The organism is Ralstonia sp. PBBBR1 (genome assembly GCF_002256165.1).
GTDB classification, from domain to species: Bacteria; Pseudomonadota; Gammaproteobacteria; order Burkholderiales; family Burkholderiaceae; genus Ralstonia; species Ralstonia thomasii.
In genome coordinates this window covers 346171-369536 of sequence record NZ_NKIL01000004.1, presented here as the reverse complement: position 1 = coordinate 369536, position 23366 = coordinate 346171, and the positions used below count along the sequence as shown (strand labels likewise).

At 67.4% G+C, this 23366-nt stretch carries 20 protein-coding genes and 1 pseudogene; 7 read left to right on the top strand and 14 right to left on the bottom strand.

Annotation, left to right across the window (positions count from 1 at the left end; genetic code table 11):
* The first annotated feature begins 46 nt into the window (after positions 1 to 46).
* Positions 47 to 976: a hypothetical protein gene (locus CFE42_RS07860; RefSeq protein WP_004632581.1), complete on the top strand. Its 930-nt coding sequence runs from the start codon at positions 47 to 49 to the stop codon at positions 974 to 976.
* Between the two features lie 3 nt (positions 977 to 979).
* On the opposite strand, the gene CFE42_RS07855 is transcribed toward CFE42_RS07860, so the two are convergent.
* The 4 genes from CFE42_RS07855 to CFE42_RS07840 all read right to left on the bottom strand — a co-directional run bounded on the left by CFE42_RS07855 (position 980) and on the right by CFE42_RS07840 (position 8142).
* Complete coding sequence (locus CFE42_RS07855; RefSeq protein WP_004632583.1) at positions 980 to 2437, bottom strand: efflux transporter outer membrane subunit; 1458 nt, start codon at positions 2435 to 2437, stop codon at positions 980 to 982.
* Complete coding sequence (locus CFE42_RS07850; RefSeq protein ID WP_004632585.1) at positions 2434 to 3753, bottom strand: efflux RND transporter periplasmic adaptor subunit; 1320 nt, start codon at positions 3751 to 3753, stop codon at positions 2434 to 2436. Before CFE42_RS07850 ends, CFE42_RS07855 begins: the two co-directional genes overlap by 4 nt.
* Positions 3746 to 6952 (bottom strand): efflux RND transporter permease subunit, encoded by a 3207-nt coding sequence (locus tag CFE42_RS07845; RefSeq protein WP_004632587.1) that lies wholly within the window; start codon positions 6950 to 6952, stop codon positions 3746 to 3748. Before CFE42_RS07845 ends, CFE42_RS07850 begins: the two co-directional genes overlap by 8 nt.
* Before the next feature lie 329 nt (positions 6953 to 7281).
* A complete protein-coding gene (locus CFE42_RS07840; RefSeq protein WP_004632589.1) occupies positions 7282 to 8142 on the bottom strand; it encodes an SDR family oxidoreductase in 861 nt (286 codons plus the stop codon).
* A gap of 159 nt (positions 8143 to 8301) precedes the next feature.
* On the opposite strand from CFE42_RS07840, the gene CFE42_RS07835 reads away from it, so the two are divergent.
* The 6 genes and pseudogenes from CFE42_RS07835 to CFE42_RS07810 all read left to right on the top strand — a co-directional run bounded on the left by CFE42_RS07835 (position 8302) and on the right by CFE42_RS07810 (position 12447).
* Complete coding sequence (locus CFE42_RS07835; protein WP_004632591.1) at positions 8302 to 8793, top strand: YetF domain-containing protein; 492 nt, start codon at positions 8302 to 8304, stop codon at positions 8791 to 8793.
* Positions 8794 to 8828: 35 nt separating this feature from the next.
* A complete protein-coding gene (locus CFE42_RS07830) occupies positions 8829 to 9095 on the top strand; it encodes a hypothetical protein (RefSeq protein ID WP_004632593.1) in 267 nt (88 codons plus the stop codon).
* A 7-nt stretch (positions 9096 to 9102) separates the two neighbouring features.
* Positions 9103 to 10374, top strand: a complete 1272-nt coding sequence (locus CFE42_RS07825) for an Nramp family divalent metal transporter (RefSeq protein WP_004632595.1) — start codon at positions 9103 to 9105, stop codon at positions 10372 to 10374.
* A 96-nt stretch (positions 10375 to 10470) separates the two neighbouring features.
* Positions 10471 to 10695, top strand: a pseudogene (locus CFE42_RS07820) (alcohol dehydrogenase catalytic domain-containing protein); the annotation flags it as partial.
* A gap of 122 nt (positions 10696 to 10817) precedes the next feature.
* Positions 10818 to 11540, top strand: coding sequence for a PIG-L family deacetylase (locus CFE42_RS07815; RefSeq protein WP_004632598.1), 723 nt, complete (start codon positions 10818 to 10820; stop codon positions 11538 to 11540).
* A complete protein-coding gene (locus tag CFE42_RS07810) occupies positions 11524 to 12447 on the top strand; it encodes a glycosyltransferase (protein WP_004632601.1) in 924 nt (307 codons plus the stop codon). The genes CFE42_RS07815 and CFE42_RS07810 overlap by 17 nt, the downstream gene beginning before the upstream one ends.
* Before the next feature lie 34 nt (positions 12448 to 12481).
* Here CFE42_RS07810 and CFE42_RS07805 read toward each other — a convergent pair whose 3' ends face one another.
* The 10 genes from CFE42_RS07805 to CFE42_RS07760 all read right to left on the bottom strand — a co-directional run bounded on the left by CFE42_RS07805 (position 12482) and on the right by CFE42_RS07760 (position 23273).
* Complete coding sequence (locus tag CFE42_RS07805) at positions 12482 to 13504, bottom strand: UDP-glucuronic acid decarboxylase family protein (RefSeq protein ID WP_004632602.1); 1023 nt, start codon at positions 13502 to 13504, stop codon at positions 12482 to 12484.
* Positions 13501 to 14493 (bottom strand): glycosyltransferase family 4 protein, encoded by a 993-nt coding sequence (locus CFE42_RS07800; protein ID WP_004632604.1) that lies wholly within the window; start codon positions 14491 to 14493, stop codon positions 13501 to 13503. Before CFE42_RS07800 ends, CFE42_RS07805 begins: the two co-directional genes overlap by 4 nt.
* Entirely contained in the window at positions 14490 to 15635 is a 1146-nt protein-coding gene (locus CFE42_RS07795; RefSeq protein ID WP_004632606.1) for a glycosyltransferase family 9 protein, read from the bottom strand. The genes CFE42_RS07800 and CFE42_RS07795 overlap by 4 nt, the downstream gene beginning before the upstream one ends.
* Positions 15632 to 16684 carry a glycosyltransferase gene (locus tag CFE42_RS07790; RefSeq protein ID WP_004632609.1) on the bottom strand — a complete coding sequence of 351 codons (1053 nt, stop codon included), beginning with the start codon at positions 16682 to 16684 and terminating at the stop codon, positions 15632 to 15634. Before CFE42_RS07790 ends, CFE42_RS07795 begins: the two co-directional genes overlap by 4 nt.
* Positions 16681 to 18507, bottom strand: a complete 1827-nt coding sequence (locus CFE42_RS07785; protein WP_004632611.1) for a carbamoyltransferase C-terminal domain-containing protein — start codon at positions 18505 to 18507, stop codon at positions 16681 to 16683. Before CFE42_RS07785 ends, CFE42_RS07790 begins: the two co-directional genes overlap by 4 nt.
* Positions 18508 to 18555: 48 nt before the next feature.
* Entirely contained in the window at positions 18556 to 19767 is a 1212-nt protein-coding gene (gene waaF, locus CFE42_RS07780; protein ID WP_004632612.1) for a lipopolysaccharide heptosyltransferase II, read from the bottom strand.
* Positions 19764 to 20387: an HAD family hydrolase gene (locus CFE42_RS07775; RefSeq protein ID WP_004632614.1), complete on the bottom strand. Its 624-nt coding sequence runs from the start codon at positions 20385 to 20387 to the stop codon at positions 19764 to 19766. Before CFE42_RS07775 ends, waaF begins: the two co-directional genes overlap by 4 nt.
* The gene (locus CFE42_RS07770) at positions 20378 to 21139 is read right to left on the bottom strand and encodes an SDR family oxidoreductase (RefSeq protein ID WP_004632616.1); all 762 of its coding nucleotides are present in this window, start codon (positions 21137 to 21139) and stop codon (positions 20378 to 20380) included. The genes CFE42_RS07775 and CFE42_RS07770 overlap by 10 nt, the downstream gene beginning before the upstream one ends.
* Before the next feature lie 36 nt (positions 21140 to 21175).
* Complete coding sequence (locus CFE42_RS07765) at positions 21176 to 22489, bottom strand: glycosyltransferase (RefSeq protein ID WP_004632618.1); 1314 nt, start codon at positions 22487 to 22489, stop codon at positions 21176 to 21178.
* 349 nt (positions 22490 to 22838) lie between these two features.
* Entirely contained in the window at positions 22839 to 23273 is a 435-nt protein-coding gene (locus CFE42_RS07760; RefSeq protein ID WP_238563817.1) for a hypothetical protein, read from the bottom strand.
* Positions 23274 to 23366: the final 93 nt, after the last annotated feature.

Sequence of the window (23366 nt, the reverse complement as noted above, 5' to 3'; positions counted from 1 at the left end):
TGCTGCGCTACGGCGCGCCGCATGGCGGACCCGGACAAGGAGCTTCATGCAAGGAAGGTGGATTGCGATATCGGCGGCGCGTGCGCGGGCGCACCGGCTTTATGGCGTTCGCGGCTGGCTGGTGACGCTGCTGTGGTTGAGCACGTTGCCGGCGCTGGTGGTGGTTTTGGCGATGGCCATGGTGCTGATGCTGGGCGAGATGGGCGGTGGCGCGGCGCGGCCGGTGCTGGCGCTTGCTGGGCTGGCGTTTCCGTTGGGGCTGGTGGTTGTGGCGTTTTTGCGCGTGCGCTGGTTTCCGTGGGTCTGGCTGGGCTATTGCCTGCTGCAATTGCTGGCCACGCTGGGCATGAGCGGTGGGATCAAGGCGTGGGCCGCGCAGGCATCGGGCGGCACGGCGGCGGGGTTACCGCTCGCGCTGTTGCTGGCGGCGGAGGTGCTGGTGCCGCTCGGGACGCTGGCGTATCTCGCCCGGTCGCGCCGCGTGCGCGTGACGTATCGGCATGAGGTGCGCGCGAACGATCCGGCTGCTGCGCCGGCCGTATTCGACAGGCTCAACCCCAACGAAACGCCAAGCGATGCCACCGACCACGCGCGCGAACGTGCTGCACTGCGCCGTGTGACGCACGAGCTGAGTTCCGGCGTGCTCGACACGCAAACCTGGATGTACGTGATGCGCCATCACGCCGAAGCCACCGATGGCGCGCGCACCACCGCCTATGTGCGTGCGCGCATGGCGGTGCTGTGTCCGCCGGCACATGTGCATCCGCCGCTGGTGCGCACGCTCGCATCCGGTTTGGGTGCGCTGCTGGTGAGCCTGGTCGCAGCGGGTGCGCTGATGGCCGCGGTGATTGTGCTGGCGCTGCGCGTGCCCGGCGATGCCACCGCGCTACTCCAGCTGGTCGTTGCCGTGGCGCTGACGTTGAGCTGGTTGGTGGGGCTTTTTGTGGGCGCGCGCTTCCTGCGCGCCGTTGCCTGAGGCTTACCGCTTGGCCGTTGGCGTTGGCGTTGGCGTGGCGATCACGTGGTTCCAGTCGCCGCCCACCGCCTTGACGAGAAACACGCTCGTCGTCATCTGCTGGCCGAGAATCTGCACCGCCGTGCGCTGGTTGTTCAACAGCGACTGCTGCGCGGTGATCACGTCCAACGAGGTTGCGAGCCCGCCCTCGTAGCGCACGCTGGCAATGTCGTAGACCTTGCGAGCGCTTTCCACGGCATGGCGCGCCTGGGTTGCCGCACGGTCCAGCGATTGCAGCCCGGCCAGTCCATCTTCCACTTCCTGCAACGCTCCCAGCACCGTCTGCCGGTAGTTGGCAATCGCGCCCTGGTAGGCCGCATTGGCAAAGTCCACGCGCGCCCGCGTGCGACCCGCGTCAAACACCGTCTGGGCGATCTGCGTGCCGAACGACCACAGCAGCGTCGGCGCAGAAAACAGCAGCGCCAGATCGCGGCTTTCCCAACCGGCGCCGCCGTTGAGCATCACGCTCGGGAAGAAGGCAGCGCGCGCCACGCCCACTTGCGCGTTAGCAGCAGCGGCGCCGCGCTCTGCTGCGGCCACGTCGGGGCGGCGTTCGATCACGTCGGACGGCAGCGCCACCGGAATTTGCGGTGCCGCGCCCTTGAGCGGAATCGGATCGATGTGGAAGGCGGGTGCGGGTGTGCCGACCAGCGTAGCGAGCGCGTGTTCGTACTGCGCGCGTTGCTTGGTCAGCAGTTCGGCCTGCGTGGCCGTGCTGTCGACCAGCGTCTGCTGCTGTGCCAGATCGAGCCCCGACGCAACGCCGTCCTGATGTCGTGAGGTGACGAAATCGAGCGCCTTGCGCTGCAGTGCGAGCCCTTCCTGCACCACGGCGATTTCCGCGTCGGTCTCGCGCAGGTTGTACCAGGTGGTGGCAACCTGCGCGGCAAGCAGCAGGCGGAAGTTCTCGACATTGGCGCCGGCCTGCGCTTCGCTCGCGGCGGCGTTGGCGACGGTGTTACGCACGCGGCCGAACAGGTCGGCTTCGTAACTGACGTCGGCGCGCACTACGAAATCGCTCTGCACCGTCGACATCGTCGGGCTTGTGTACGACGAGAGCGGCCGTTCCGAGGATGTGCGCGACCGCGTGTCGTTGTTGGCGGCTGTGATGGTCGGCAGCAGGCTGGCACGGGCCACGCGCGTCTGCGCCTGTGCCTGCTCCAGGTTCGACAGTGCCACCTTGAGGGATTGGTTTTCCTGCAGCGCCTGCGTGATCAGCTTGTCGAGCTGCGGATCGTTGAAGCGCTGCCACCACGGGCCTTTGGGTGCTGCATCGGCAGGTTGGGCGGCGCGCCAGGGCGCTTCGGTCTGCCAGTGCGCGGGCATGTCCATGGCCGGGCGCTCGTAGGTCGGCGCGAGCGAGCAACCGGCCAGCGAGACGATCAGCGAAGCCGCCAGCGCTGGGGTTCGCAACCGCGTCATGATGCGTGCGGCGCGGAAGCCGCCGGTGCCGATGCGGGGGCCGGGGCCGGGGTGACGATGGTCACCACTTCGCCTTGCTCGATGGAATCGGCCGGGTTGAGGATCAGCGCGTCGTTTGGCTTGAGGCCCGAGACGATCTCTACCGTGCGGCCGTAGTCGCGGCCAATGGTGACCGGGCGCAGCGCGACGCGGCCGTTGTCTGCGACGGCGATGCGTGGGCCTTCCTTGCGGAAGAGCAGCGTGTTGGTCGGCACCAGATAGGCCCCCTGCGCGTTGGCACCCGCATCGTCGCCGGACGTTTTGCCCTTGATGGCGACTTGCACATACGCGCCCGGCAGCAGGTGGCCGTCCTTGTTGGGCAACTGCACTTCCACCTGCATGGTGCGCGTGGTGGCGTCGATGGCGCCGGAGGCGCGCGCGATGGTGCCGCGGAAGGTTTGGCCGGGCAGCTCTGCGAGCGTGACGGCCACATCCTGCCCAACCTTCACCTGCTGCGAATACGCCTGCGGCACATATAGGTAGATGCGCAGCGGATCGGTCTGCGCCAGGGTGAACAGCTCGCGGTTGGCGCCCGCATTGCCGGCGTTGACGAGCGCGCCGACATCGACATTGCGCTTGGTCACCACGCCCGCAAACGGGGCCACTACCCGGCGGAAGCCTTGCAGTTCCTGCAGGCGGCGCACATTGGCTTCGGCAGCGGCCAGGTCGGCCTGGGCCTGATTGGCAGCGCTGGTGCGCTCGTCCAGTTCCTGCTGAGAGACGGCATCTTTCTGGCGCAGGTTCTGCCAGCGCGTAAGCGAGGTCTGCGCCAGCGCCTTGCGTGCGGCGGCCTGGTTGCGTGTGGCTTGCGCCTGGTTCAGTTCCTGGTCGATTTCCGGGGTGTCGAGCAGCGCCAGCACTTCGCCCTTGTCGACGTGGGCGCCGATGTCCTTGAACCAGCGCAGCACGTAGCCGCTGGTGCGCGCATAGATGGGCGATTCAACGTAGCCCTGCAGCGTGCCCGGCAGCGTCAGCTCGCGGTTGGCGCTGGCCGGTTTGGGAGCGGTGGTGGTGACGTAGCGGCTGGTCTGCGCACTCACCTGGCGCTCCAGCGCGTGCGCGTTGTAGTAGCGGCCCACCAGCGTGCGCGCGGCGCCCAGCGCCAGCAGCACAGCCACCACAATCACGACCCAGCGTGCGCGCCGCATGGCGGGGCCGCGGTCCACCTGTTCGATCGGGTCGACCGTGACGACGTGGTGCGGCGGGCCGTCCGCGAGGTGCCCAGAATGCGGCCCCGAATGCGCCCCGGAATGGGCACTGGATGTTTGCTCAGACATGTCCTTCGCTTCCCCGCAAATCGTGACTCCGCCGTGCGGCGCGCCGCTGCAATCTGTTGTGCACGCTGGCAAACACCACCGGAACAAAGAAGAGGGTCGAGACGGTTGCAAACAGCAGACCGCCGATCACCGCGCGCCCCAGCGGCGCGTTCTGTTCTGCGCCCTCGCCCAGGCCCAATGCCATCGGCACCATGCCGATGATCATCGCCAGCGCCGTCATCAGCACCGGGCGCAGGCGGGTGGCGCCGGCTTCCAGCGCGGCCTGCACCGGCGCGATGCCTTCGGCCAGGCGCTCCCGGGCAAACGAGATCAACAGAATCGAGTTGGCCGTTGCCACGCCCATCGTCATGATCGCCCCCGTGAGCGACGGCACCGACAGCGTCGTTCCTGTCACGAACAGCATCCACGCAATACCTGCCAGCGCCGCCGGCAGGGCCGTGACGATGATGAGCGGGTCGATCCACGACTGGAAGTTCACGACGATCAACAGGTACACCAGCACGATCGCCATCACCAGTCCAACGCCCAGGCCGACGAACGACGATTCCATCGTCTTCACCTGACCGCGCACCGTGACCTGCGCGCCGCGCGGCAGCTTCGGGCGGATGTCGTCGACGGCTTTCTGCACTTCCTTGGCGACGGCGCCCAGGTCGCGGCCCTGCACGGCGGCGTACACGTCCACCACGGGGGTGATGTCGTAATGCGAGACCACCTGGGGTTGCACCCCGGGGCTGACCTGCACGAGGTTGCCCAGCAACTGCGGCCCCCCTGCTTGTGCCGCGCCACCACGTGAGCCCGCCACCGGGGTGCGCAGTAGCGCGTCGAGGGAGTCGACGCGGTATTGCGGGCTTGTAACGGCCACCTGGTACACCACACCGTTGATCGGGTTCAGCCAGAACGTGGGTGAAGTCTGGAAGCTGGAGCTGAGCGACACCAGCAGGTTCTGCGCCACGTCGCGGCCTTCGAGCCCGACCTGCTGGATGCGCGTGCGGTCCATGTTCAAGGCCAGCGTGGGCTGGTCGAAGCGCTGGTGTACGTGTGTATCCACGGCGCCCGGTATTTGCTTGATGCGGTTGGCCAGCATGCCCGCGAGCTGCTTGTTGGTGGCCACGTCGGCGCCTGAGAACTGCACGTCGATGGCCGACGGCAGGCCGAAGTTCAGGATCTGGCTGACGATGTCTGCGGGCTGGAAGGCGAATTCCACGCCGGGGAACCGCTTCGGCAGTTCTTCGCGCAGGCGCCGGATGTATTCGGCGCTGGGTTTGCGCTCGCCCTCGTGCAGGGCGATGAGGATTTCGCCGTCCAGCGTGCCGATGGTGCCGGCGTTGCTGTACGACAGGTTGATACCCGAGTTCGGAACACCGAGGTTGTCGAGAATCGTCGACAACTCGTTCTTGGGAATGATCTGCCGGATGGCCGTCTCCACCTCGTCGGCCAGGCGTGCCGTCTCTTCAATGCGCATGCCCGACGGTGCACGCATGTGCAGACGGATCTGGCCCGCATCCACATCGGGGAAAAAGTCTCGGCCGAGCACCAGGAACAGCGCGCACGACGCCACGCAGAAGCCCAGGAACGACAGTGCAAACACGCGGCGGCGCTCCAGCAACCCGCCCAGGACGGCGGCGTAGTTGCCGCGCATGTGCTCGAACTGGCGATTGAATGCCTCGTAGATGCGGCCGAATGTGGTCAAACGTGGGCCAGGCTTCTTTGCGTCGTCGGTGTGGCCGGTCATGAGCATCATCACCAGCGTCGGCACGAGCGTGCGCGAGAGCACATACGACGCCAGCATGGCGAAGATCACCGCTTCGGCCATCGGCACGAACAAATAACGCGCCACGCCCGTGAGGAAGAACATCGGCACGAACACGATGCAGATGCAGAGGGTCGACACGAAGGCCGGCACGGCAATCTCGGCCGCGCCGTCCAGGATGGCGGTGACGGGCGCCTTGCCTTCGTGCAGATGGCGCTCGATGTTCTCGATGGTGACGGTGGCGTCGTCCACCAGAATCCCGACCGCGAGCGCCAGCCCACCGAGCGTCATCAGGTTGATGGTCTCGCCCAGCAGATGCAGCACGATGATCGACGAGAGGATCGACAGCGGAATCGACACCGCAATGATGGCCGTGCTGCGCCAGTTGCCGAGGAACAGCAGGATCATGGCGGCGGTCAGGCACGCGGCGATGATCGCCTCGCGGATCACGCCTTCAATGGCCGCTTTCACGAACAGCGACTGGTCGAACAGCGGCGTGATCTTCAAGTCTTGCGGCAGGGCAGCGGCCGCGGCCGGCAGGAGCTTGTGGATGTTGTTGACGATATCGAGCGTCGACGCGCCGCCATTCTTCAGGATGGACAGCAGCACGCCGCGCTGGCCGTCCTGGCGCACCACGTTGGTCTGCGGCGAGAAGCCGTCGCGCACATGGGCCACATCGCCCAGGTAGAGCGTGGCGCCGTTGCTGGTCTTGACCGGAATCGCGTTGAGCGCGGCAATGCTGCCTGGCGTGCCGTTGAGCGTGACGCCGTATTCGGTGGCATCGATCTTTTGCGTGCCGGCGGGCAGGATCAGGTTCTGCGCGCCCACCGCGTTGACGATGTCCACGGGCGTCAGGCCCTGCGCCAACAGTTTCTGCGTATCAAGATCGACCGTGATCTGCCGGCTCTTGCCGCCATACGGGAACGGCACGGCGATGCCGGGCACCGTGATCAGGCGCGGGCGCAGGAAGTTTACCGCCGCATCATTGAGTTCCTGCTCCGATAGCGTGTTGCTCGACAGCCCCAGTTGCAGGATCGGAATGCTTGACGCTGAATACTTGATCACCAGCGGCGGCGTCGTGCCCGGCGGCAACTGCCGCACCTGCGCCTGCGTGCTCGCCACGATCTGCGCGAGTGCGGTCTGGATGTTGGCGTTGGGCTGGAAGAAGACCTTGATGATCGACACGCCGCCCAACGATTGCGACTCGATATGCTCGATGTCGTTGACGGTGGTGGTCAGGCTGCGCTCCGTGACAGACACGATGCGGTCGGCCATCTCCTTGGCTGGCAGGCCGTTGTAGTTCCAGATGATGCTGGCGACCGGAATGTCGATTTCCGGAAAGATGTCCGTTGGCGTACGCATGAGCGTAAACGGCGTCGCCAGCAGGATCAGCAAGGCGAGGACGATGAACGTCAGCGGCCTTCGCAGCGCGAGTTGGACAATCCACATGGAGGCGTTTCAGAACCGCGGTGCGTTGATTGGGGGACGAAGACCGCTCGAACGGCGGTGACCAGTCATTCTATCGCCGAGGGGTGCCGATCAGAATGTTCCTATGATCAGACTTTATTACATTGCATAACGGCGGCTGCCAGGGCAACTGAAGGGCGGCGCCAATCGACGCCGAAAGTGGCTTACGAGAAGGCGGGGCGCAGTCGGAGGCGCCCGACGGGGGGGGCGCGATTCAGCGACGGGGGCGGAACCGCGGGTCAAGACCATGGACACTGGGCGGCCCCGAGGGTGGCGGATTGATTTGCCGTTATGCGGCGGGATGTGTTCCCTCACCCGTTGACGATTTCGCCCCCGTTCGGATGCAGCGTCTGCCCCGTCATGTAGCTCGCATCGGCCGACGCGAGAAAGATGTAGCACGGTGCCACTTCATCCGGCTGGCCAGCCCGGCCCAGAGGCTCCTTGCTGCCGAATTTGGCGACGTGCTCGGCGTCGAAGGTGGACGGAATCAGCGGCGTCCAGATCGGCCCGGGCGCCACGGCGTTCACCAGGATGCCTTTCTCCGCCAGTTGCTGCGCGAGCGAGCGCGTGAACGCCACGATAGCGCCCTTGGTGGCGGCGTAGTCCACCAGGTGCCCGCTGCCGCGAAACGCCGTGACCGACGTGGTCGTGATAATGCGTGCGCCTGCATGCAGGTGCGGCAGCGCGGCACGGATCAAATAGAACATCGCAAAGACGTTGGTGCGGAACGTACGTTCCAGTTGCGCCGCATCGATGTCGGCCAGGCTTTGCCGCGGGTGCTGTTCCGCCGCATTGCTCACCACGATGTCGATCTTTCCAAAGGTGGCGACCGCCTGCGTGACGACCGCGCGGGCGTGTGCTTCGTCGCCCAGGTCGCCGGCAATGGCTTCGCAGCGGCGGCCGGTCGCGCGTACGAGGCGGCAGGTCTGGTTGGCGTCGTCGTGTTCGTCCAGGTAGGCGATCAGCACGTCGGCGCCTTCCTTGGCGAAGCCGATGGCGACGGCACGGCCGATGCCGCTGTCGCCGCCGGTGACGATGGCCACCTTGTCTGTGAGCTTGCTGCCGCCGACGTAATTTTCCATCTCGGCTTGCGGGCGCGGCGTCATCTCGCTCTCCGTGCCGGGCTGGCGGTGCTGATGCTGTGGCGGTTGCTGTTGGGGTTGGTCGGGCATGGCGGGCTCCCTATAAAAAAGAGTGGATACCCTGGCTTTCAGCACGCGGTATGCCATTGCGCTCGGACGTAGCGTCAGGTGGAGTCTTGGCCGCATGCACTGCGGCACGCCGCTTGCTCTCCTGGTGGAACAGACTCCACATCGACAACGGGAGGCGCCATGGACACGCTGCTGTTCCTGTTTGGCGAAGGCAAGGATCTCAACCCGCTGCAAACCGCGATGCGCGCGGTGGTGGTGTTCGCCATCGGCCTGGCGCTGGTGCGCTTATCCGGTCGGCGCTCGTTCGGGCAGCGCGCGCCATTCGATTTCGTTGTCGCCGTGTTGCTTGGGGCAACGCTGAGCCGCGCGATCGTCGGGGCGTCGCCGTTTGTGGCCACGGTGTCGGCGTCGCTCGCACTGGTAGCGGTGCACCGTCTGCTGGGTTGGGCGTGCGTGCGGCTGCCCAAGCTCGATCGGCTCATCGCGGGCCGCGAACGCGAGGTCTATCGCGAAGGGCGCTTCGACCAGGGCCAGATGGATGCGGCGCTCATCACTGTGGGCGATGTGCAAGAAAGCGCGCGCCAGACCTTGGGCTCACGCACGCTCGACGATGTGGAGGCCGCCATCCTGGAGCGCAACGGACAGGTCAGCCTGATCCGCAAGCGCCGCTGATTTTGCACACCCGCACACGCACACCGGAGCCGACCATGCGAGACAAGCAACACAAGGAAAACCGAGACGCAGAACAACGTCAGGCCGATTGGGAACAGGCCGATTCGCACCGCAAACCGGGCGACCGGCCTGCCAATGCGGAAGTGGGCCGCACCGGCAGCACCGCACCCAAACCGCAGAGCCGGCACGATACGCTGCGCCGCATGCGTCAGGGCGAGGTGCCGCCGGGCATCACGCGAGACAGGCTGCTCGACCCCGGCGAGCAGATGCCAGACGCACCGCCCACCGACAACTGCAGCTAAGCCCAGCGTGCCCGCTGCAAACGACACCCCGTGGTACCGCCGGCTGGGGCCCGGCTTCATCACCGGTGCGGCGGATGACGACCCGAGCGGCATCGCCACGTATGCACAGGCCGGGGCACAGGTCGGCACGGCCATGCTCTGGACGCTGTTGCTCACGCTGCCCCTGATGATCGCCATCCAGCTCGTCAGTGCTCGGCTGGGGCGGGTGTCCGGGCAGGGCGTGGTCGCCAACATTCGGCGGCATCATTCGCCGTGGCTGGCGTATGCGTTCGTGGCGCTCGTCACGGTGGCCAACGTCATCAACGTGGGTGCGGACATTGCGGCCATGGGCGACAGCGTGCGGCTGCTCGTGGGCGGCGCCACGGCGTGGTACGCCTGCCTGTTTGCGGTGGTGACGCTCGTGCTGCAAGTCTGGATGCCGTATCGGCGCTATGCGCGCTATCTGCAATGGATTGCGTTGTCGCTGCTCGCGTACGTTGCCACGGCGTTTGTCGTGCAGGTCGACTGGGCGCATGCGCTGCACGACACGGTGGTGCCGCGGATGCAGTGGTCCAAGGACTATGCGATGACGTTGGTAGCCGTGTTTGGTACCACCATCAGCCCGTATCTGTTTGTCTGGCAAGCCGCCGGCGAGGTCGAAGAAACGCGGCTGGCTGAAGACGAAGCGCCGCTCAAGCATGCGCCGTGGCAGGCGAAGGACCAGCTCGCACGCATCCGCATCGACACGACCGTCGGGATGGCGGTGTCGGCGCTGATCGCCTTCTGCATCATGCTGACAGCCGCCTATGCGCTGCACACGCACGGCATCACCCACATCGAAACCTGTGCGCAGGCCGCCGAGGCGCTCAAGCCGGTGGCCGGCCGCTTTGCACAGATGCTGTTTGCCGTGGGCGTGATCGGCACAGGATTGTTGGCGGTGCCGGTGCTGGCCGGGTCTGCCGCCTATGCCGCTGCCGAGGCCTTCAAGTGGCATAGCAGCCTGGAAGCCAAGGTGCACCACGCGCCCAAGTTCTACCTCTTCCTGACACTGGTGATGGCCGCAGCCATGGTGATGGTGTTCCTGCCCATCGAGCCCTTCAAGTTGCTGTATTGGGCCGCCGTGCTCAACGGCGTGGCCGCCACGCCGGTCATGGTGATGCTGCAGTTGATGTCGCGCCGCAAGGCGGTGATGGGGCCGTTTCGCAGCTCGCCGCTGCTGCATGGCACCGCCTGGGTGGCGACGCTGTGCATGTGCGCCAGCACGCTGCTGTTCTTCGTGCTGGCCGCGCGAGGTTCCTGAAAAAACAACCGGCTGCGGCGCAGGCACCGCGGTTGCGTGTCTCGGGCGAAACCGCGCTTCCGGCGCGGTGTCCAGTTCACCAACCAGGGGTCAATCATGAAAGCGGTTGTATTCCACGGCATCGGCGACATTCGTCTGAGAGACGTGCCCGAGCCGACACTGCGCGAGCCCACCGACGCCACCGTGCGCCTGAGGGCCAGCGCCATCTGCGGGACGGATCTGCACTTCGTATGCGGCACCGTGGGCCGCATCCTCGGCCACGAAGGCGTGGGGAGGGTAGTGGAGGCGCTCGGCGACGATCTGCGCAATCTGGCGGTGGGCGCGCCGATGGCGGGAGCGCTCGATGCCTGCCTCGCCTTCGATACGCGCGAGCCAGGCCGGTTGAGGGTCAAGCTTGACCCGCACGCGACTGACGGCGCTCGCACGCCCCGCGCCTCGCGCGCATGAGCCGGGCGCTGCACGATCGCGTCGCGAGCCTCGGCCCGGTGCTGGTGATCTCGCCGCACTTTGACGACGCGATCTTCTCGTGCGGTGCGTTGCTGGCGGCGCATCACGGCAGCCGCACGGTCACGGTGTTTGGTGGCGCGCCCGAAACTCCGGTCTCAACGACCTGGGACCAAGAAGCGGGCTTTGCCGATTCCAACCAGGCGGTGGCCGCTCGCCGGCTGGAAGATGCGCAGGCCCACGCGCAGGTCAGCGCCACGGTGCATCACCTCGGTTTTTGCGACAGCCAGTACGGGCAAACGCCCACCGTGGCCGAACTGGAGCGTGCCTTATACCGGCTGGTGGAAAGACGCACGGCAGATGCGGTGTTCGTACCGCTGGGGCTGTTCCACAGCGACCACGTACTTGTGCACGAAGCGGCGCTGATGCTGCTGCGCAAGCTGCCGCAGCGGCTCTGGATCGGCTATGAGGACGCGCTGTACCGGCGTGGGCGCGGTGCCGTGCAGGACCGCATCGTTGCGCTGGCCGCGCAGGACATCGTGGCCACGCCGGTATCGCCCCTCACAGCCGTCGATGGCCGTCAGAAGCGTCGCGCCGTGGCCTGTTACGCCAGTCAGCTGCGCGCGTTCGGCCCCGGCGGCGTGGAAGACCTGCACCAGCCCGAACGTTTCTGGCTACTGGAACCCAAGCAAGGAGAACCCGATCATGCAACCGCTGGATGACGCCCGCAGTGCGCAGGCACCGTGTTCCGTCGTCGTGCTGACGTACAACCGTGCAGCCACCGTGCTTGAAACGCTTGGCAACCTCGCCGCGCTCGATGAACCGTGGCCCATCGTGGTGGTGGACAACGGCTCGACCGACGGCACCGCCGATCAGATCGCCGCGCGCTTTCCCGACATCACACTCGTCCGGGTGCCGCGCAACTACGGTGCGGCGGGTCGCAACTTTGGCGTAGCGAGCATCGATACGCCTTACGTGGCTTTCTGCGATGACGACACCGCGTGGTTGCCCGGTTCGGTGGCACGCGCGGTGGATGTGCTGCAGCGGTATCCGTCGGTGGGCGTGGTAGCGGCGCATGTCGTGGTCGGGCCCACGCGGCGCGACGACACGGCGTGCGAGCCCATGGCCACCAGCACGCTGCCTTCCGACGGCTTGCCGGGTCCCGCACTGCTGGGCTTCATGGCCGGCGCCTGCGTGGTCCGCACACGCGCCTTTACCGAGGCCGGCGGCTACCGGCGCGACCTTTTTATCGGCGGTGAAGAAAGCGTGCTCGCGCTCGACTTGGTCGACGCGGGCTGGCGCATCGTCTACTGCAGGGAGGTGGTCACGCACCACAACCCATCGCCGGTGCGTGATGTGACACAGCGGCGTGCACTGCTGGCGCGCAACGAGTTGCTGAGCGCCTGGCTGCGGTTGCCGCTGGATCTCGCCTGGCGAGTGACGGGCCGCGCCATCCGCGCGATGGCCGAACAGGGCGTGCTGGCGGAGGCGTTGCCCGCCGCGCTGGTGCGGCTGCCGCGCACCTTGCTGCATCGGCATACCGTGCAGCCGACGACCGTGGCGCTGTGGCGGCAGATGGATGCTGACCGCCAGCGCCGCCGCGCCATCCCCACACTGTCGATCGGCTAACCCGATTTCAGAAGAGCGCCCGCGAAGGCCGAGGTCAGGCCAGCGCGGGCATCGGCGCCAGGAAGAACTGCTGCCGGAAATACTCCACCGTACGCGCCAGCCCGACTTCAAGCGCCGTGCGGGGCTCCCAGCCAAGCGCCTCGCGGGCGAGGGTGATGTCGGGGCAGCGCTGCGTCGGGTCGTCTTGCGGCAGCGGGTGGAAGACGAGTTCCGACGTCGAGCGCGTGCAAGCCACAATCTGCCGCGCGATGTCGAGCATGCTCATTTCTACCGGGTTGCCCACGTTGACCGGTCCCGAAAAATCCGCCGGCGTGTTCATCAAGCGCACCAGCGCGTCGATCAGATCGTCCACGTAGCAGAAGGCGCGTGTCTGGCGGCCATCGCCGTAAAGCGTGATCGGGTCGCCGGCCAAGGCTTGCATGATGAAGTTGGAGACGACGCGCCCGTCGTTCGGGTGCATGCGCGGGCCGTAGGTGTTGAAGATGCGCGCCACCTTGACGTCGAGGCCATGCTGGCGGCGGTAGTCCATGAAGAGGGTCTCGGCGCAACGCTTGCCCTCGTCGTAGCACGAGCGCACGCCGATGGGGTTGACGTTGCCCCAGTAGCGCTCGGTTTGCGGATGTTCATGGGGGTCGCCATACACCTCGCTGGTTGACGCTTGCAGAATGCGCGCGCCCACGCGCTTGGCCAGCCCCAGCATGTTGATCGCGCCGTGCACGCTCGTCTTGGTGGTCTGCACGGGGTCGTGCTGGTAGTGGATGGGCGAGGCCGGGCAGGCGAGGTTGTAGATGTCGTCCACCTCCACATACAGCGGGAAGGTCACGTCATGGCGCAGCACTTCGAAGCGCGGATGCCCCAGCAGGTGGGCGATGTTGCGCTTGGTGCCGGTGTAGAAGTTGTCGACGCACAGCACATCGTGCCCGTCGCGCAGCAGGCGGTCGCACAGGTGCGAGCCGAGAAAGCCCGCGCCGCCGGTGACCAGCACGCGGCGCTGGTCGCGCCAGTGGTGGTGCGGCTCGGGGTGGCCGGGGTGGTGTGCGTCTCCGTGGTGTCTCATGCCGCCTCCTTCTTGTTTTCCATGACGGTGGCAAACGCGTCCAGCCAATCGGCGACGAAGCGGTCGATGCCGAAACGCGTGCGGGCCGTCTCGCGTGCTGCGTCGCCCCAGCTGCGGGCCAGGGCCGGATCGCGCAGCAGCGTCTGCATGACACCGGCCAGCGCTTCGGGGCTGGTATCGACGTAGCCGTTGTGGCCGTTGCGAATGACCGTGCTCATCTCCGTGGTGGCCAGGCCGACAATCGGCATGCCGACGGTCATGGCTTCCACCACCGCCAGGCCCAGGCTGGTGTAGCGGATGGGGTTGAAGAAGAAGCGGTAGCGCGCGCAGAAGGTGGGCAGGTCGAGGTTGCCCACTTCGCCGATCCCGCCCGCCGCTTCCGCGCCCATACCGACCAGGTCAAGCGGCACGTGTTGGCGCAGCGACTGGAACACGTCCGCACCCAGCCGGCGCCCCCGCTTGTGCAGGTGGTTCACGACCACGATGCCGCGCTCCAGCTCGCCGGTGTAGCTGGCCGGCACGGGTAAGTGCACACCGTGCTCGATCACGCGTGCCGGGGTGATGCCGCTGTCCCACATCAACGCATTGAACGGCGTTACATGCACCAGCAGCACGTTCGGGTCTTGCACCCAGTGCCGTGTATTGGTGGGGTGTTCCTGCGGCGGATCGTGTTCGAGATAGATCGTCGGCAGCGCCCGCTGCGCGGCACTGAGCACCGACAGGCGATCGTCTTCCCACTGCGCGCGGGACTGATACAGCACCGCATCGAAGTGCTGCCCGGCAACGGCATCGAACGGTACTTCGTGCACGTTGTCACCCCAGGGCAACACGCCGACCTTGCCCGCATAACCCGGCGGCACGCGGCCTGAGGCATCGGGCGGCCGCGTCACGAGATAGAAGTCGTGCGGCACCTGCGACAGGTAGTACAGGTAGTTGCCGTGCACGTGCCACGTCAGGATGCGCAGGCGTTGTCGCGTGGGGTGGGTCATGAGGTCGAATTCTCGATCGTGTGCGATGCGGTGGGAGCGTCGGCGGCTTGCGGTGCATGCGATGCGCGCAGGTGCAGATCGGGGTCGAACAGCGCGGCATACGCGGCGTCGAGCAGTTCGTGCACCGTCACATCGCGCGCGCATTCGTGCCCGGTGGGGCACGTCCAGTGCATGCAGGGCCGGCATGGCGGATGCGCGGCCAGCACGCGGTGCAGCGTGCGGTCTGCCGGCGCCCAGCGCTCCACGTCGCTGCCGCAGGCAATGACCAGGCTCGGCGCCCGCACCGCCGCCGCCACGTGCGACACGCCGGTGTCGTTGCAGATCAGCAGGCGCGCCAGCCGCAGCAGCGCAGCAAGCCCGCCAAGCGAGGTTTGCCCGACCACCGAGGCCGCACGCTGGCGCATGTGGCTGCGGACCTCTTCAACGAGCGCCGCCTCCGAAGGCGCACCCGTGATCACCACATGAAAACCGCTGACGATGAGCGTGTCGGCCACCGCAGCAAAGCGCTCCGGCCACCAGCGCCGCGTGGGCATGCGCGCGCCGGGGTGCAGGCAGACCAGGCGGTCGCGGTCCAGCGCGTGGTGGCGCAGCAGGGCAAGCGCTTCGGCATAGTCGTCGCGCATGAGCGGAAAGTCGGGCGTGGCCGGCACGGCCGGCGCCCCCAGGTGATTAAGCAACGCCAGCAGGCGCTGCGCCTCAGGCAACTGCGTCGGCCACGGGAGCAACCCCGGATCCGGCTGCCGCGGGATCACGCCATTGGGTTGGAATCCGAACACATGGTGCGCACCAAACTGCCGGACCACTTCCGTCGATTGCGGTCCGCTGCCGTGCAGCTGGATGGCGACATCCAGGCAGCGTGCCCGCATGCCGGCATAGAACGCGTGTGTCGCCTCTGCATCGCCAGGCCCGGCTTCCGGAAAGCCGTCGCCGCCCGGGAACGCGACAAAGTCGTCGAGCAGATCGGCATAGCGCTCTTGGAACTGGCGCGCCCACGGCAGGCCCACGAGCGTGATGTGCGCCTGGGGCGCGGCGGCCCGCAAGGCGTGGAGGGCGGGCACGGCGCACAGCATGTCGCCGAGTTGCAAGGCGCGAAAGACGGCAATGCGGCGCGCGCCGCGCAAAAGTTCAGCAGCGGGCGTCATAGGAACCAGACCCGGAAATGCCACGCACCGCGCAAGCGCCAGTACAGCGCGAGCGGCGGGATGGCGATGGACGTCCAAAACATTTCCAGCACATGCCGCGCGGTGTGTGCGGTGCCCCGCAGCCGCATGGCGGTGAAGCGCAGCGTGAGTGCCAGCCACACCACAGCGGCCGCAGCGGCCACCCAGGGCAGGTGCGCGGCCAGCGCGGCCACTGCAACCACCACGGCAGCCCCCACGCCGTAGTAATGCCACGGCGGCACCGGCCGGATGCGCGTGCGGTAGAGCCGGGAGTGCTTCTTGTAAAGCAGCGCGTCGTAAAACACTTTGCGCTGCTGCGACACGCTCACGCCCCACGGCGCCGGCCGCACGGGGTGGTGCATCAAGGCGCGCGGCGCCTGCACGATGCGCCCCCCTGCATCGAGAATGCGGAACTGCAGGTCGGAATCTTCCCGCCACGCGAGCCGGAAGCGCTCGTCAAAGCCGCCGACACGCTCCAGCATCGCGCGCCGTACAAAGCAGTTGGCGGTGACGAATTCGGCCCGGGTGAGGCCGCTGGCATCGCGCTCGTAGTCCGTCGGACGCTCGGGCAACGGCATGCGGACTGCGCCGGTGGCGGCGTCGGGCGGCTGGTCGCTCTCAGGGCCACTGGCGCCCTCGGCAGTGGTCATGATGCGCCAGCCTTCCGCGAGCCACGTGGGCGCCGGAATGGTGTCGTCGTCGGTGAAGGCGACGATGTGACCGGTGGCGGCGCGCCAGCCGCGGTTGCGTGCGGCGGCGGGGCCCTGCGTTTCGCGCACAGGCACGTACTGCACGCGCCAGCCGGGGGACGCTGCGGCAAAGCCGTCCACGACCGCGCGGGTGGCGTCGTCCGGGCCGTCGTCGGCGACGACCAGTTCCACGCGGCGCGCGTCGAACGTCTGCGCGCGCAGGCCGTCCAGGCAGCGTTGCAGCATCTGCGGCCGTCGCCATGTCGCAATCACGACGGACATGGCTGGCTCCCCTTGCACGGGGGTCACCGACGACACGTCAAACGGCATCGGCTGGTTCATGCGACCCCCGCCAGGCCTGGGACGCGCCGCAGCCCGTCGACATTGCGTACGGCGCCGTCTTCCTGGGTCTGCGATTGCTCCGGGCGCAGGGCCGTCTTGCGCAGCAGGAACGGCCCGATCACCAGCGCGTCGAGCGGCGAGGTCCAGAACGATTCCACCGCATCGCGGGGGCTGCAGACCATGGGCTCGCCGCGCGTATTGAACGACGTGTTCACCAGGATCGGCACGCCGGTGCGCCGCTCGAACGCCGCCAGCAGGTCGTAGTACAGCGGATGCTGGCGCCGGTTGACGGTCTGCACGCGCGCGGTGCCATCAACGTGGCGCACGGCCGGGATCTGCGTGGCGCGGTCTTCCCGCACATCGAAGATGAACAGCATGAACGGTGCGGTTTGCGCACCGACAAACCAGTCGGCGGCGCGTTCTTCCATCACCACCGGAGCGACGGGGCGGAAGTCCTCGCGGTCCTTGATCTCGTTCAGCCGCGCCTGCATGTCGGCGGGGATGGGCGAGGCGAGGATGGACCGCGCACCCAGCGCGCGCGGGCCGAACTCCATGCGCCCCTGGAACCAGCCGATCACCTGGCCCTGCGCCAGCAGCTCGGCGGTCTGCTCGGCGATGTTGTCCAGGCGCTCGAACGGCAGCTTTGACCACGCGAGGAACTGCTCGATCTCTTCATCGGCATACGACGGGCCGAGATAGGCGTGGTCCATTTTCCACAGGCGCTGTTTGTTGCCGCGCGTTTGGTAATCCGTCCACAGCGCGGCACCGAGCGACGTGCCGGCATCGCCGGCTGCCGGCTGCACCCAGACGTTTTCGAACGGGCCGCGGTCGCGGATGCGCGCGTTCATTACGCAGTTGAGCGCCACGCCGCCGGCCATGGCCAGATTGCTTGCGCCGGTGGCCTGATGCAGCCACTGGCTCATCGTCAGCACCGTCTCTTCCAGTACCTGCTGGAGCGAACGCGCAATGTCAAAGTGGCGCGGTTCCATCGGGCCGCCACGCTGTCGCGGCGGGCCGAAACGTTCTTCCAGCCGCAAAGGGGCCACGGTGTAGCGGCCGTCGGTCTCGACCCGCACCATCTCGTGGAATGCGTCGACATAGCGGGGCTCCCCGTACGACGCCAGCGCCATCACCTTGTATTCGTCCGACGAACGCAGAAAGCCGAGGTAGTCCGTCACCTCTTCGTAAAACAGGCCGAGCGAATGCGGCAGGTCCACCTGCTGCAGGCGCGTGTATTCGCCGTCGCTGAACAGGCCGTAGGACGTGGTCGCGCGCTCGCCGCGTCCGTCCATCGTGAGTACGGCGCAGTCGTCGAACGGTGCCGCCAGGAACGCACTGGCCTCGTGCGCAAGGTGATGCTCGACAAACGACCAGCGGAACGGCCCGGTGTGCTTCACGTTGGCGAAGCGCGCCTGCAGATGATGCGGCGCGCCGTCGGCCAGCTGGCGCGGCGCGTTCAGCACGTAAGAGAGAAACAGCGGGTCCCACGGCGCGGCGCCGGGCGGCAGGTCCAATTGCGCCGACGGCTGCCGCGGCAGCGCGATATGCGTCTGCGCCTGCAGGTCGGTCAGCAGGGCCGGGTCGAGCGAGTAGGCGACCTGGTCCACGCGCGCCAGGTCGATGCCGGCTTCGGCCAAGCAGTAATCGATGGCGTGATACGGCAACTGCCAGGTGGAAAACGGCACCGGCCGCTTGGCGTGCTTGACGTGCGTGAAACGTTCGTCTTCAGCGGCGGCAATCACCACACCGTCACGCACCAGCGTGGCGGAAGAATCGTGATACGCCGCGTTGATGCCGAGGGTGTAGAGCGGTTTGGCTTCCATGCGGGGGCTCCGTCAATCGATTCAGTCAGTACAGGTCACGCGCAACGCTCAGGCGACCGGCGTTGGCGCATTCGATACAGGCAACGCAGGCACGACGGAAGCAGGCCATAACGCCTGCGCCACGCGCGACGACTGCCATAGCGGGTGCGCGGCGGCGACCACTTCCTCTTCCGTCACGCCGGTCAGGCACGCCTGATGGCCGAGCGGACACACGCTGCGATAGCAATAGCGGCACGGCACCTGATGCGAGAGCACCGCGTGCGGCACGGCCCACGGCGTGTGCTGCGGATTGGTCAGCGCGTAGAGATCGACCACCGGCGTTTGCGTGGCTGCCGCCAGATGTACGGGGCCGCTGTTGTTGGACACCAGCAGCGCCGCACCTTCGATGAGCGCCGCCAGCTCGCCCAGCGTGAGCGCCCCGGCCATGTTCAGCACGCGCTGCCCGGCAATGAGCCCTGGCAGGCACACCTGCTGCACCAGTTCCGCTTCGGCGGGTGCGCCGGTCACCAGCACCGGGCAGCCATACCGGTTCGCCAGCGTGCAGGCGATATGCGCAAAGCGATCGGGCGGATAGCGCCGCGACGCTGCGGTCGCACCCGGATGCAGGACGATCCACGGGGCGTCCGTAGTAACGCCGCGCTCGCCCAGCTTGGCGCGCACGGCATCGCGATCCGCTGGGCGTACGTTGAAGCGCAGCCGATGCGGCAGATGCGCGGCCACATCGGTCACGTGCTGCACGAGGTCCAGCTGACGGCGCACTTCGTGGCGCACGTCACCGGGCGCGGTGGCGGCAATGCGCGCATCGGGGTCGGCAATCCAGTCCGTCAGCAGCGCGTACGGGTTCTCGCGGCAATGCGCCAGGCGCAGCGGAATGCCGGCCAGAAAGCACAGCATGGCGGCCGGCAACGGATTCTGCGTGTGCACGGTAAAGATGACCGCCGCGTCGAATGCGCCCTCGCGCAGGGTGTCGACCAGTGCGCGTGTCTGCTCAGCATCGGCCGCGCTGGCGTGCTTGGCCCACGGCACATCACAGACGATCACGTCGTCGATGTCGGACAGGTGCGGCGCCGCCGTGGCGCCCGAGTGCGATGTCAGCAACGTGAGATGGCGGCTGGCGCGGCGGGTCTGCCCGCCGGCCTTGAGCGCGTGAAAGGCCGGCGTGGTCATGACCACGTCGCCCAGGTTGTCAGGCCGTACGCACAGGATGCGGCTCGCGTTGGCCCACACGGCACGGCGCTCGGGAATCCCCGCTGCGATCATGCAACCGCCCTCAGGTGTTGTGCGCGCGGCGCATGCCGCGCCTGCTGGGCAATGACGATGGCAGCCGCCTCGTCAAAGCGCCCGACGATGTAATCCGGCACGCGCAGCCGCCCCGGCTGCCACAGCGTTTCGTTGCCGTTGGCGATCAGGATGGTCTGGCAGCCCGCGCGCCGGCCGGCTTCCACATCGTTGAGGATGTCGCCGATCATCCAGGAGCCTTCCAGCGCAAGGCCGTGTGCCTCAGCGGCCTGGCGTAACAACCCGTCGCCCGGCTTGCGGCAGGCGCAATGGATGCTGCCATCGGCCGCCGGCGCGTGCGGGCAGAAATAGAAGCCGCCCAGCGTGGCGCCGTGCAACGCAAACAATTCGCCCAGCCGCTTTGCCACCCCTTCCAGCGCAGCCTCGGGAAAGAGTCCCAGCGCCACACCGGGCTGGTTGCTCACCACGATCAGCGGCGAGCCGGTGGCGCCCAGCATCCGCAGGCCTTCGCCCGCGCCGGGTGCCAACGCAATGCGTGCCGGATCGACGTTGTAGGGCACGTCTTCCAGCAGCGTGCCGTCCTTGTCGAGAAAGATGGCGGGGCGCGATCGCAGCTGCAACGGCGCACGCATCAGGGCCATGACGTCTCCCGCATCGGCAGCACCATCACTTCCGGGATCACCGTCTCGGGCAGCTGCAGCAGCACGAAGCGCACGGCGGCGGCCACGTTGGCCGGATCCTGCAGATTGCTCACATCGATATCGGGAAAGCGGTCGAGCAGGAACGGTGTGCGCATGCCGCCGGCAATCACGGCAGAGACCTTGATGCCGTGCGGGCGCAGCTCGGCATGCAGCGCGTGCGACAGCCCCAGCAGCCCCCATTTGGTGGCGTGGTAGACCGACGCATTCGGCCACGCACGGCGCGAAGCGGTTGACGCGATGTTGACGATGGCACCGCTCGCGCGTTTGCGCATCAGCACGCTGGCGTGCTTGGCCAGCAGGAACGGGCCGCGCAGGTTGGTGCGCACCACGCGGTCCCAGTCTTCCACGTTCAGTTCATCAATGGGCAGCGTGATGTCGATGGCCGCGTTGTTGATCACGGCATCCACACGGCCAAAGCGGTCGACCACTTCATCGAGTGCGCCGCGCACGGCGGCTGCGTCGCCCACGTCCAGCGCAATGGCGTGCGACTGGCTGCCCTCGGCGATCAGTGCAGCGGCGGTGCGGTCGGCGGTGCCGGCATCGTAGTCGGTAGCGACCACCGTGGCCCCTTCGGCAGAGAGCACGCGGCTGATGGCGGCGCCCAGCCCACGCCCCGCGCCGGTCACGATGATGACCTGGTCGCGCAGCGTGGGTGTGGTGTTGGGGTTCGAGTTCAAATCGGTCTGGGTCATGGCGGGGTGAAGAGGGAAGGGTGGGAAGAAATCCGGTCAGGCTGCGAGCCCTGCCAGCGCCGCAGCGTTGGCGCTGGGCGCGGCATCGGTCATGCGGCCCACGGCGCGCGCGTGGCTGTCGATGGCCTTGAGGTACGCACGCTCGAGTTGCCCCGCCACGCCCAGCCACGTGTAGAGCATGCGGGCGCGCACCAGCCCGGCCTGCCCCAGCTCGCGGCACAGCTCGGGCTGCTGGATCAGTTGCAGCAGCCGTGCGGCCAGCGCTTGCGGGTCTTTTGGCGGGACGAGGAAGCCGGTGCGCTCATGCCGCACGGTCGAGCGGATGCCGCCCACGTCCGCACCGATCACCGCGCGCCCGCACGCCATGGCCTCCACCGGCGTGATGCCGAACGGCTCGTACCACGGCGTGCTGACGAACACATCACAGGCGCTGTACCAGGTGCGCAGATCGGCGCGGCCGCGCTTGCCGACAAAGGTGGTCTGCGCGTGCACCCCGGCGCGCTCGGCAATGGCTTGCAGGCGGCCGAGCTCAGGTGTGGCGGCCACGTCCGGCACGACGGTGTTGCCGCCCACCACGTACAGGCGCACGCGCTTGCGCGCGTCGGCCGGCAGCTCACCGATGGCCTCGATGACGTTGTCCACGCCCTTGCGCGCCACCATGCGGCCCAGTTGCAGCACGACAAACGCATCGGCTGGCACGCCCAGGCGGCGTCGCGCTTGCGCGTGGTCGATGGGCGCAAATTCTCCGGCGTCAAAGCCGCACGGCACCACGTCGATCTGCTCAGGGCGGGCGCGGTAGAGCGTTTCCAGGTCGGCCTGATCCTGCGGGCATTCCGCGATGACGCGGTCGGCACGCTGTACCAGCGTCTCTTCGATCGCGAATCGCGCATCGGGAAAACCATCGGCGCTGCCCTGATGCAATCGGCGCACGCGGCCCAGCGCGTGGAAGGTCATGACCAGCGGCAGGTTCAACCGCGTGGACGCCGCCAGCGATGCCAGGCCCGACATGAAGAAGTTGGCATGGATGACGTTGTAGGCGTCACCGCTGGCCTGGGCGCGCGCGCAGTGGTTCAGCAGGTGGCGGCCAAAGGCATGCATGTGGGGCAGCAGCGCTTCCTTGGGCAGCACGGCAGCCGGCCCGGCCGGCACGTGGACGACACGGCAGCCGCTATCGAACGGCACCACCTCCGGGTCCCACGGACGCTCGCGGCGCGTGAAGACATCGACACGATGGCCCAGCCGTGCAAGCTGGCGCGCGACATGGCGCACGTAGACGTTCTGTCCGCCGCAGTCGACACCGCCCAGGTCGGCAAGTGGCGATGCGTGTTCACTGACCATGGCGATGCGCATGTCGTTTCTCCTCTTATGGCCGCGGCCTGTGTGGTGAGGTGTTCGGAAGCCACGTGCGAAGACCTACAGCAGCCGGCGTGCCATGGCGTGCAACCTTGTGCGGCGGGGCTTCGCGCTGGTGCGTGCGGAGCCGATGCGGGGAAGCGTCTCTCGCTTGTCCGGACAAGCGTTTGCGGGAGGTTGATGCGAACGTCGCGCGTGACCCGTGCACGCGGCGGGCCGCCATGGCGTCACGCGACAGGTGCAGGCCGCAGCCGAAGCGACCGCGCAATTCTTACGTGGAGCGCAAGGAGAAACGGCGCGGCGACGGCATCACGCCTGACGCGCCGCGCATGAAGAGTGGGGCAGGTCAGGCGAGCCGCAGCGTGCCGCCCGTGGCGACAGCGGCCTGTTTGGCGATGGCGCGCAGGCATGCCGCCACCACATGTGCAAAGGCTTCGTCATAGAACGGCAGCGCGCCGCTCACGCCTACCACGATGCCGTCGAGCACGGCGCTGCCCCACAGGTTGGTGTCGCCTGCACGCAGCACGTGCGGGCGCAACGCCTGCAGCGCATGTGTGCTCATGCCGTGCCGCCAGGCCAGCCGTGCCTTGGTGCGCGCATAGGCGGCGTAGTCCGCATCCCATTGCGCGCGATCGCCTACCGAATATTCGTAAAGCACGGCGTCATCAAAGGCGCATTCCGCAGGCGAGCGTGCGGGGTCTATCACAACGATGTGCAGAAAGCCGCTGTCGCCCACCTCCTGCGGACGCTTCATCGCTTGCGTGATGAGCGGCAACGCCATCTCCACCGCACGCCGTGCGGCGTCGGCGCCAGCAAAGTGCGATGTGGTCTGGTGCGGTTGTTTCTGCGGCGCCTCACGTTGGGCGGAAGGATC